The organism is Peptidiphaga sp., from assembly GCF_057238965.1.
In genome coordinates this window covers 1-6,289 of record NZ_DBHHEV010000042.1, presented here as the reverse complement: position 1 = coordinate 6,289, position 6,289 = coordinate 1, and the positions used below count along the sequence as shown (strand labels likewise).

Sequence of the window (6,289 nt, the reverse complement as noted above, 5' to 3'; positions counted from 1 at the left end):
TGGGAGGAATTTCCGCGGTTTTAGCGTTTATTGTTAACATTCTGATAGTTCCGACACTGATTATTACGCTTCCGATCGTCGCGATGTGGCCTTCCCATAAAGGGCACCATCCTACCGTAGAAGTTCGCGACGAGGCGGGCGTTCTTCAGGCCGATCCCTTGATCAAGGAGATCCGAAAACTGACTTTTCACAAGAAAATCCATGTTGCAGTCCTCACGGTGACAGGCACGGACATTGACAACCTCAACGACGAGGTGCTCAAGTACGCCCAAAACCACAGCGACACGGACGTCCCGTGGATCTCCAGCTCCAGCCCCGATTATTGGAACAACGGCCTGATGATCCTCGCCGTCGCCCCCGACGGGCGGGAAGTCGGCTGCTATTTCGGCGAGGACGTCAAAGTCCCCTTGGAATCTCAGGCGGACATACAAAATGCCGCAAAAGAACAGTATCGCAACGCCGATTGGCAGGGAGGCACGGTGTCCATGGCGAAGGAGGCCGCCGACGTCATCGGCGGCGCCAGCCCCGGAAACAGGACTCTTTCGCAAGTCGTTCGGGGAATATTCGTCGTTCTGGGCGTCACATGGCTCTGCTACGGCCTCTGGCGCGGATACGCCGCCCGGCGTCGAGCGCGCGAGGCCCTGGGGCATTACCTGCAGGTCACGCACGACTACGCCACAACTGAGCTCTATGCGAGCGCAATCCCCGAAGACGAACCCCACGGCGCCCAAGTGATGGAGCGCTACCGGTGGTTCCGCGACGAGTATGAGAAAACCGCGCGAGATTGGAAAGCGTTCGAAGGGGTGTGCGGCGCCAAATGGTTTGCTATGAAGACGCTGAAGCGGGCGAAGAGCCTGAAAGAACGGTTTGCCGCACTGGATTCCCTCGACAACGTCATCGCCAACACCGCCACGTTTCTCAGTATGTCGTCCGGCTGGGAGCAGGTTTGGGCCAATGAGCAAGGCCCCGTCTTGGAAGACTTGGGTTCGCTCGACGCGCTCTGCGCGAAGATCGACCACGCCGACGTGGCACTCACGACCGAGGAAACAAAGGGATGGGTCCGCACCCAGCATCAAAAGCTGAGCAAGCTCTCCTACGAGCTCGAGACTGGGCAGACCAAGCCGTCGGCGGCTCTGGACGAACTGGATCGGATCGCCGAACAGACCAAGGTCCGAGCCACGCGACTCGCGCGCCAAGCCATCGACGCAGACACTTCCAGCTATGCCGCCCAACGCCGCCAACGCTTCAACGATTCGCTGTCTTCCACCAGGAGGGCGAGCTATAGCGGCAGCTGGTTCTACGGCGGCAGGAGCGGGAGTTACAGGCCGCATTCGACCATTCGCCTCAACCCCAGCTCCCCGGCGCTCTTCGCCGTCGATTCGAGCGAAGGCTCGTTCGGCGAAAGCGGCTCCTCCAGCTCTTTCGACTCGATCTCCGACTTGGTGGTGGGCTACTCGTCCGCCTCGTCGTACGTCCCCACTTCCTCAGGCAGCAGCTCGTCCAGCGGAAGCAGCTTTTCAAGCGGCGGTTATTCCGGCAGCAGTTTCTCCGGCGCAGGCTCCTCTTCGAGCTTCTAATCCGTGTTTTGGCGCAAGAGCCTGCACCGTGGGCGGGTTCTTGCGCCAGTCACGCAGCGCATTGCTCCCAAAGATTCGCTCCCAAAAATCGCACTGGAAACGAGGGAGTCGAGGCGTTTGTCAGTCAGCCCGGCAGCCCCAGGAGGCGGCGCGTGTAGACCGCTTGGCCGGAGTGCTGGGCTGCGTCGTCGGCGATCGAGACCAGCCGTGCTGCGAGTGTCACGGGAGGGTCCCAGGAATCGTCGACGACTTTGGTGAAATCGCCCTCCTTCAAGCCTCGAAGGTAGTCGTTCGCCCAGGCGTAGGCGTCGTCGAGATAGGAGGCGAGCACCGATATGTCGCTCACTACAACTTTGGCCGCCAGTTCGGGGGTGTGGCGCCAATCCTCAGTGTCGTCGGGAAGGTCGAGGTCAAAACGCTCGTTGTGGCCTGCGGTGGTCCACACCGGTTGGACGCCGGCGAGAAACGCGATCTGGAAGTCAATCTCCCTGGCTGTGTGCCAGGCGAGCCAGCTCAACGAGTCCACGCGGGGAGCGGTTTTAGGAGCGGGCTGCGTATTGGCCTGTTCCACCGTGACGCCGGAGAGGGCGCGGTCGAAACGCTGCCGTGAACGCGACAAACTGTCAATGAGCAAATCTGAAAGGTTCATGGCTTCGACGCTACCATTGAGCCCACTGCCACAGGGTTCGATTCACTGCAGCAGGGTTCGATCGTCGGTTTTCAAGTACCTGTTGGCGCGTTTGACGGCTTCAACCCAGCTGCCGACCCGCTTGGTCACAAGCACAATGTTCGGCAACGGGACAGTCTGCTTTCGCACCCATGAAGAGTATCCTTCGATGCTGGGCTCTTCTCCCCGCGATCTCTCCTGCTTGATGTACAGCGCTATGAGCTTGAGGATTTCCTCCTTCGTCCACATTCCGACGTTGCGGCGTCCGCTGTAGCCGCCCGCCGCTTTGACCAGGCTGTTCCAAGACATGCCCGAGACGCTGACCAACGCATGCGAAGGCGTGTTTCCACGCTCTTCAGCCCATTCGCTGTAAATGACGTGGGTGATGTACGGCCCGCGGTCGGCAATGCATTGCTTGACCAGCTCAATCGCGAATCGCTTGCTTGCACCGCTTCCCCTGGCCTTGCGAACGAAGTTCTCCCACTTTCGAGGCGCCATGACGTCGCGCGCCCATTCCTCCTCGTCAGGGCGTATGCGCCCCGCAAGCAGACGATTGGCCGTTTCTGCAAGTTCGGCCCAGTGGAGGCCCAACCGCCCTTTCACGGTTATCAATGCCGGCATGCCGTCGATCTCTCGCGAATATCGAGCGTAGTCCCCGCCCGAATGGGTGCGGTCGTCCAGCGACATGTATTCCACGACGGCGGCCCAGCAGTCTTCGTCGCTGAAGGTCCTCCCTCCGACCCTCTGCGCAACTTTCCTTTCCTGCACGGGCGGCGAGTCCGTGGGCGGGCCTTTCTTCCGCGCTTCCGGCGACGCTTCAGACGGCTTCTCTTTGACTGCGTTCTGCCGATCGGTTTCGGGCACGACGTCGCCCTCAGAGTTCGCCGTGCGCAGGGCAAGGTCCCACAGCTCGTCGCGTTTTGCCTCTCTTGCGCTGAAATCGTCATTGGCCCGGCGGACGGCCAGAGACATCGCAATCGGGTCGCGGGCGACCGAGCCCCGCCCCTGCGCGTAGCTCGAAGTCTCGTCGCCTTCGCGCGACGGCTTCGTGCCTTTGCGCCGCGTTTCAGCGCCGACACGCGCCGTCCCTTTACCCGCCGTCGCATCGTTTTCGCGCGGCGTCTTATCGCTCTCGCGCGCCGCGTCTCCGTTGCCTTTGCCCTTCAGGCCCGAGTTTCCATCCCTTCCCACAGTTCCGTCTGTTTCGCCCGAAATCCCATTGCCCGGCCCTGCAGCCTCGGTTTGGCTGTCGTTTCCCTCGCCTAAATCGCCGTCGTCTTGGGTCATCTTCACAATTCGCCACGCCTCCTTCACTTTGCGAATCGTGACCAATGGGTAGAGACCGGACAAACGGTAACGAACAGCTTCGCGGGAAACGCCCTCTTTTCGGGCGACCTCGGCCATGCTGCTGCCGCGGGCAACGGCTTCCGCACTTTTCCACTTTTCCTCGGGAACGAATCCTTCGGAACACGCCCGCGAGATGGCGCGCACATACCCTTTGGCGTTGGCGAGAGAACTCGAGCTGTCTTTGCTGTACAAGAGAAGGAGCCCTAGGATAGCCAGACTGCTGGACAGATCCTCTTTGTAGTCGGGAAGGAACCGCAGGAGGTTCATGTTCCCTTGGCAGTAAAGCTTGAGCATGGTCTGCGCGCGGGAAATCGACTCGAGGCTCGCGAAGGGCTCCAGCTCTCGGATCATGTCGTTTGCCAAATTGACGTTCTGCTTCAGACCGAGCAGAACCTGCTCAATCCCGTTTCCCCGCATGAGGAGGCGCTCGCAGACGAGGAATTCTTCCCTGCCTAACGACAACGACTCGATCAACCTTGCCGCCACTTCCTTCAAGTGGCGATATGCGTCATCCGCAGTAGTCAGATCCATGCTGGCGAAATACCACTTTCATAGGCTTCCCGTTCACCTTAGCGTAGGCCGTGCGCGCACCGCCTCAGCGACGGGCTATTCTTTGATTGGGTATTTTCATTCTAGGATGCCCTTGCCCGTTTGACCAGAGCAAAACGTGGCCGAAAGCCCCGCAATGGCGCCGAGACAAGCCGAAATCCTTCACTCGACGCAGTTATTGCGCGAAGGCAACGCCACACGGGGAACGAAACCCATGCTTCCCGGCCGGGCGGCACTGGTTCGCCCGTCGCCGATAAACTCATCAGCCCTTCCTCATGGCGATAAACTCATCATCGGGAAGATTCCGCTCGACTCGCCTTTCAACCCCGGTTCCAACAACGTTCCCAGGGCACGGATCCGGTCAAAAGAGTCGCCTCCGCACTCCTAGAGCTGTCTCCTCCATAGCGGGGCTCGCGTCAGCTCGGGAGAAAAGGATCGGCGAGCTTCTCCACCGAGTCGAGGCCGTGGCAGTCTCCGGCATCTCGCTTTCCATACGCGCTTCCGAAGTACCCGAGCCCTGTCGCCTGTTGCCGACGTCGCCGGACCCAAAGCGGGACAGCCTTCAGGGCCGGAGAGCCCGCAGCGGAAAGGTCACTGAACCGTCCGGGAGGGTCATCGTGGGGCCGTCGGCGGTGACGACGGCCGTGAATTCGGCCGGGGGCGTTCGCTTCGTGTCAACGTCGTCGACGAAAGCCGCCAGCGAAGTCTGCGCCGCCGGAATCTGCCTCTGCCCAAGCTTGACTTCGAATGCGGCCCACCGTCCGTCGTCGAGCTCGACGACGATGTCCGCCTCCCTGCCGGACTTGTCTCGGAAATGGAAGACGCGCCCTCCGAGGGGTTCAGCGAAGACCCTCAGGTGCTGCACCGCCTGCGACTCGAACCACTGGCCCGCGGTCCCCAGATCTTCCATCAATCGCGCCGAAGAGGTCGCGGTCGCCGCAGCGGCGAGGGCCGGATCGACGAAGTGCAGCTTCGGGGACGTTCGCACCGCGTAACGAGACCTCAAGTGCGGAGCCCATGCCGGCTGTTCCTCGACAATGAACAGCCGTTTGAGAGCGTTCATATACGCAACAGCGGTTTCTGCGGACAACGACTGCCCTGAAACGTCCTTCGCAATGGTGGCGAATGAGGCCTCAGTCGACACGTGCCGGGCCAGAGACCGAATGAAGGCGCGCATCCGCAAGGGATCTCTCCGCGGCTCTCCGTCCAGGCGGCCGACGTCGATGTTGATGATGTCGTCGACGTAGTCTCGAAGGTGGCGCTGCGCTTGGCGAACCGTCAGATTGCGGTCTCCTGGCCAGCCCCCGTGCACCAGCGCGTCCAACGCCTCGCGCACGCTCGTACCCGAATCCAGCGTCGGCTTAGGGTCATGACCGTCGAACAGCCCGGCAAGCGAAACACTGCCGTCACCCAAGCCGCGCTCGAACAAGGTCATCGGACGCAGGCGGATCCGCGACAGCCGATGCGCGCCTGAATGACGGGCAGCGTCCTCCGCGGGAACCGCCGAGCCAGTGAGGATAAATTGCCCAGGGGCCCTGCGCGAGTCGATCTCACGACGCACAAGGTTCCACAGCGACGGTTCGACCTGCCATTCGTCGATGAGGCGCGGCGCCTCACCCGCCAGAACCAGGGATGGATCGACGTCCAAGGCGGCACGCAGCTGGGGCAACCCGGAGTCGAGCGCCACCTCCGAGGACGCATGCCGGCGTCCGGTCATCGTCTTGCCGCACGCCCGAACACCCTCGAGAAGAACACCGCCCGAATAGCCGAGAGACTCTTCAACCATCCGGTCTGCGACTCTTGGCAGATAGTTCTTTTGAGCCGCCATTATCCAGCCCTCCTCCCAAAAGGATTCAGCTCTAATCCGACATTTGGCGTCATTCTAACCGGCCATTTAGCGTCATTTTAGCCCGTTATCTGGCGTCATTCCAACCCGACATTTGGTGTCATTCTAACCGGCCGTTTGGAGCCGCTTCGCAGCGACGGCCGGGGACATTCCACGCAGCCGGGGCGCGCGCCTCCGGGCGGGGACATTTCTGTGCGGCCGGAGGCGTTCGACGCCGTCGGCCATGAGCCGGTCCTGCCCCGCCAAGGCGAAGTCGTAGTCGAGCCGGGATACGAGCTCGACGGCGGCGGGGTCCGTGAAGCG

The 6,289-nt window shown here is 61.6% G+C and carries 4 protein-coding genes and 1 pseudogene; 1 reads left to right on the top strand and 4 read right to left on the bottom strand.

The features are described 5' to 3' along the window. A partial coding sequence (locus tag ACO48X_RS06395; protein ID WP_485001273.1) for a DUF5129 domain-containing protein occupies positions 1–1,577 on the top strand: 1,577 nt, incomplete at its 5' end. Positions 1,578–1,701: 124 nt separating this feature from the next. Here the strand turns inward: ACO48X_RS06395 and ACO48X_RS06390 are convergent. From ACO48X_RS06390 to ACO48X_RS06375, 4 genes and pseudogenes are all read right to left on the bottom strand, one after another. Further along, entirely contained in the window at positions 1,702–2,226 is a 525-nt protein-coding gene (locus ACO48X_RS06390; RefSeq protein ID WP_485001272.1) for a mycothiol transferase, read from the bottom strand. A 42-nt stretch (positions 2,227–2,268) separates the two neighbouring features. Next, the gene (locus ACO48X_RS06385) at positions 2,269–4,122 is read right to left on the bottom strand and encodes a hypothetical protein (RefSeq protein ID WP_485001271.1); all 1,854 of its coding nucleotides are present in this window, start codon (positions 4,120–4,122) and stop codon (positions 2,269–2,271) included. 580 nt (positions 4,123–4,702) lie between these two features. Next, positions 4,703–5,968, bottom strand: coding sequence for an ATP-binding protein (locus ACO48X_RS06380; protein ID WP_009199430.1), 1,266 nt, complete (start codon positions 5,966–5,968; stop codon positions 4,703–4,705). Between the two features lie 123 nt (positions 5,969–6,091). After that, positions 6,092–6,289: pseudogene (locus tag ACO48X_RS06375) on the bottom strand (hypothetical protein); the annotation flags it as partial.

What these genes read in the sequence shown, in the direction of transcription:
- ACO48X_RS06390 (WP_485001272.1), bottom strand. Translation starts at nt 2,226, where the DNA reads ATGAACCTTTCAGATTTGCTCATTGACAGTTTGTCGCGTTCACGGCAG.
- ACO48X_RS06385 (WP_485001271.1), bottom strand. Translation starts at nt 4,122, where the DNA reads ATGGATCTGACTACTGCGGATGACGCATATCGCCACTTGAAGGAAGTG.
- ACO48X_RS06380 (WP_009199430.1), bottom strand. Translation starts at nt 5,968, where the DNA reads ATGGCGGCTCAAAAGAACTATCTGCCAAGAGTCGCAGACCGGATGGTT.